Source organism: Kosakonia oryziphila (assembly GCF_900094795.1).
Taxonomy (GTDB): domain Bacteria; phylum Pseudomonadota; class Gammaproteobacteria; order Enterobacterales; family Enterobacteriaceae; genus Kosakonia; species Kosakonia oryziphila.
Genome location: NZ_FMBC01000098.1, coordinates 1 through 3698 on the forward strand (window position 1 = coordinate 1; position 3698 = coordinate 3698).

Genomic DNA, 3698 nt, shown 5'->3' on the forward strand with positions numbered 1-3698 from the left:
ATCGGCAGCAGTCTTACCGATGGCCTGGCCGGTTCCCTCGATCGGCTTCGAAAGCAAATACTCGACAATTTCCCGGCGATTGAGCGCGGTGTTATGGCGGTCATCAAGGGGATTTTATGGCTTTCTGACGTCATTGGCCGGGCGGCGATGCGACTTATTCAGGCCGCAGGCCAGATTTCTGACTGGTGGAAAGGGCTGGATACTGACAGCAAGTCGCTTATAGAAGCGCTGGGCGGCGTGCTAGTGGTGTGGCGACTGCTGAACGCAGAAATGTGGAAGTCGCCTGTTACGTGGGTGATGGCACTGGTCGGCGCGCTGCTGTTGCTCTGGGAGGATTACCAGACCTGGAAGGAAGGTGGCAAAAGCCTGATCGACTGGTCGAAATGGCAGCCCGAAATCGACCAGGCGAAAAAAGCATTTAAATGGCTGCGCGATACGCTGATCGGTCTTAAAGACGATCTCGGCGGCTGGAAAAATACGCTTGAGCTGATTTTTGGTTTTATGGCCGGCGCGAAGCTGGCGAGTTTCCTCGGCGGAATCGGGAAAATCACCGGCGCGTTTGGTGGTCTGGGCCGCGCTGTCGGCGGTGTGCTGGGTGGCCTGGGGAATCTTGCAAAAGGGATTGCCGATATTGCGCTGCGCAATCCGTGGCTGCTGATGTTTGTCCCGACGAATAACACGCCAACAACGTCCGAGGAACTGGCGACGATTGGTGGCGTCGGGGCGAACATTGATCCCGCTGAACTGAAAAAGGCCCAGGAGTGGCAGAAAAACCATCCGGGAGAGCTTTACGTTCCGGGTAATGAGCGTGGCATCAGGAACAACAACCCCGGCAATATCGAATTTGCCGGGCAGGAAGGGGCCACATCCGACGGACGGTTTGCGCAGTTCCGCACGCCGTTTGAAGGTCTGCGCGCATTATCCCGCCAGCTTCTGCGCTATTACGATGGCAAAACGACGGGCAGGCAGTTGCGTACCGTATCCGATATTGTTTCGACCTGGGCGCCACCGACCAAAGACGGGAAAATTGAGAATGACACCCTCGCTTACATTGCACATATTTCGCAGATGCTGGGCGTTTCCCCTGATGCGCAGATCAACCTGCGTGATCCGAACGTCATGGCAACCCTGATGAACGGCATCATTCAGAAAGAAAACGGTCGAAATCCCTACGGTGATGAGATGGTTCGCGCTGCGGGTACGGCTGCTATTGGCGGCCCAACTCTTAACACGCAAACCACCATCAATATCAATGGGGTTTCCAACCCACAGGAGGCCGGGAATATCATCGCCAGCAAGCAGGCCGGAATTCAGGCTAACGGCATTCAGCAACTTCAGACAGGACCGCGCTAATGGATATTCTCTCCACGCTGTTTCAGCAACAAAGCCGGAAAATAGGCATTATGGTGCCAAGCGTTGTGGTCAGCGAGAAACACAGCGACTCGCTGGAAATCACTGAACACCCGGTTGAAAAGCCCACGTCATCCGGCGCGGGCTTTATTGCGGATCATGCCTACCGCCGCCCAAGTGAAGTTGTGATGGAGGTCGGTTTTGCTGGTGGCGGATCTCTGCTGGATTTGCTGAATACCAGCGCTATCGGTATCAGCGCCGGGTTGTCACCAAAAGAGGTTTATGCCTCCTTCCTTGATATGCAGAAAAACCGGGAATTGCTCGATGTCACCACAGGGAAGCGGCAGTATAGCAACATGCTGCTGCGCGTGATCGAGGTCACAACCGACAAGACAACGGAAAACGTTCTTTCGGCGGTGCTGACGCTTCGTGAACTGATCATCACCGAAACCAGGTCGGTCAAGGTAGCTGACAAGGCGGATATGAAGGAGGGGGTGAGCACCTCTGCAACGCAGAATTCCGGGGTAAAGTCCCCTGTGCCGACGAATGAGTCTATTTTATTGTCAGGCAAAAATGCGGCAGTTCGTATTTTTGGGGGATAGACAATGAACATTAGCGAAATCCCGCTTTCAGCGGATAACCAGAACTTCGCTATCACCATTGCCGGTACTGCTTACCGCATGCGGCTGGTATGGCGCGATTCTTTCTGGTGCCTTGACCTCCTTAACAGTGATCAGACGCCGGTTGCTCTGTCACTGCCGCTGGTGGCGGGCAGCAATTTACTCGGGCAATACGCATACCTTAACCTGGGTTTTTCCCTGTTTGTTAACAGCGATATAGCGGGCCAGGAAAACCCGACAAAAACCGATCTCGGCTTCTACAGTCATCTTTATATCGTTACGGAGTAACCATGTCGCAGAACTGGATACGACACTTTGAGCTGCAAATTGTCGATGAAAACGGGGCAGGGATCAGCCTGTCTGATTTCAGGGTGACTTTTCGTATTGAGTGGGCAGATACGCGGTTTCCGCGCGTGGCAAACGTCAAAATTTACAACGTGTCGCCGGAGACACAGGCCCGCATCATGGGCAAAGAGTTCAGCAAAATACGCATTATCGCCGGGTATGATGGCGCGATGCCCGTTGTTCCGGCCAGCGAGGTCGGTATTGCTCACCCGGTAGCGCCTGGCGACGAAGGGAAATTTTCCGGTACCAACTACGGTCTGATTTTTACCGGCGATATCCGTTTCACCATCAACGGCAAAGACAATATCACCGACAGTTGGGTGCTGGTGCAGGCTGCCAGCGATTACAACGCGTTCCTGTTCGCCAGCACAAAAACCACGCTGGCCGCCGGGTACACGACGAAAGACCTGCTTGACCTGACGATGAAGGGATTCAACCCGTACGGGATCACGCCGGGCATCATCGGTGATATGCCAACGACGGTATTTCCGCGCGGGCTTCCGCTCTACCACTCAAACCGCGACATCATGGACGACATCGCCAAAATGTGCGGCGGTACGTGGCAGATGGTCGACGGACAGGTGCATGTTGTGCCGTCAGATAAGTATGTGCAGGAAGCGATCGTGCTGAATTCCGACACCGGGCTGATCGGCATGCCGCAGCAGACGATGGGCGGCGGGGTGAACGTACGCTGTTTGATAAACCCGAACATAAAAATAAATGGTCTGGTGCAGATCGACCAGGCATCGATTTACCGGGTGGCGCTTGGGAGCAGCGAAGTTGCCAGCGCGCCGGGCAGGGTGAGCGAACAGAACGTTAATGGCAACCTGACGGCAACAGGTACGACGCAGAACCCGGCCAGCATCGCGGCTGATGGCGTTTATATCGTCAAGGCGATCGACTATACTGGCGAGACGCGGGGCCAGCCGTGGTACATGGATATGATGTGTCTGGCGCGCGGAGCGGCTGATTTGCAAACCAATACATCTCTTAACAGGACTTTCTAACGATGAAGGCTTTGGTTCTCTTTCTCTGCGCTTTTTCCACTGCAGCTATCGCTGATTCTCAGTGCGGTCCGTTTCATCTTGGTACTAGCGAAAAAAATGATGGGTGGGCGCGGATAAATGGCGCGAAGCCAGAGAGCCAAAAATTCACGTTCCTAAAGGCGAAGGACGATTACGATAACGTAAAAATGCAATGGATGGTTCCGACTAACTCCCCTGGACACTGGTACGGCATGGACTACGTGAAAAAGGACGGCAAAGCGATCCTCAACGTCCAGTTGGTACAGGCCAATATGAATGCGCCGCGTGTGTATGGCACGTATGATTGTAAGAAGGTTAATTAATCTTTTTCTTCGATTTTTAATTCTGTTTTGGTTTC

At 53.9% G+C, this 3698-nt stretch carries 4 protein-coding genes and 1 pseudogene; all 5 read left to right on the top strand.

The annotated features are described in order from the left end of the window. Nucleotides 1-1353: pseudogene (locus tag GA0061070_RS25275) on the top strand (hypothetical protein); the annotation flags it as partial. Continuing rightward, nucleotides 1353-1952 carry a phage baseplate protein gene (locus tag GA0061070_RS24040; protein WP_090139026.1) on the top strand — a complete coding sequence of 200 codons (600 nt, stop codon included), beginning with the start codon at nt 1353-1355 and terminating at the stop codon, nt 1950-1952. The pseudogene GA0061070_RS25275 and the gene GA0061070_RS24040, both read left to right, overlap by 1 nt. A 3-nt stretch (nt 1953-1955) precedes the next feature. After that, the gene (locus GA0061070_RS24045; protein ID WP_090139027.1) at nt 1956-2258 is read left to right on the top strand and encodes a phage baseplate plug family protein; all 303 of its coding nucleotides are present in this window, start codon (nt 1956-1958) and stop codon (nt 2256-2258) included. A 2-nt stretch (nt 2259-2260) separates the two neighbouring features. Then, a complete protein-coding gene (locus tag GA0061070_RS24050) occupies nt 2261-3322 on the top strand; it encodes a hypothetical protein (protein WP_090139028.1) in 1062 nt (353 codons plus the stop codon). A 2-nt stretch (nt 3323-3324) separates the two neighbouring features. Then, nucleotides 3325-3663 (top strand): hypothetical protein, encoded by a 339-nt coding sequence (locus tag GA0061070_RS24055; RefSeq protein ID WP_090139029.1) that lies wholly within the window; start codon nt 3325-3327, stop codon nt 3661-3663. The last annotated feature ends 35 nt before the right edge of the window (nt 3664-3698 follow it).

What these genes read in the sequence shown, in the direction of transcription:
- GA0061070_RS24055 (WP_090139029.1), top strand. Translation starts at nt 3,325, where the DNA reads ATGAAGGCTTTGGTTCTCTTTCTCTGCGCTTTTTCCACTGCAGCTATC.
- GA0061070_RS24050 (WP_090139028.1), top strand. Translation starts at nt 2,261, where the DNA reads ATGTCGCAGAACTGGATACGACACTTTGAGCTGCAAATTGTCGATGAA.
- GA0061070_RS24040 (WP_090139026.1), top strand. Translation starts at nt 1,353, where the DNA reads ATGGATATTCTCTCCACGCTGTTTCAGCAACAAAGCCGGAAAATAGGC.
- GA0061070_RS24045 (WP_090139027.1), top strand. Translation starts at nt 1,956, where the DNA reads ATGAACATTAGCGAAATCCCGCTTTCAGCGGATAACCAGAACTTCGCT.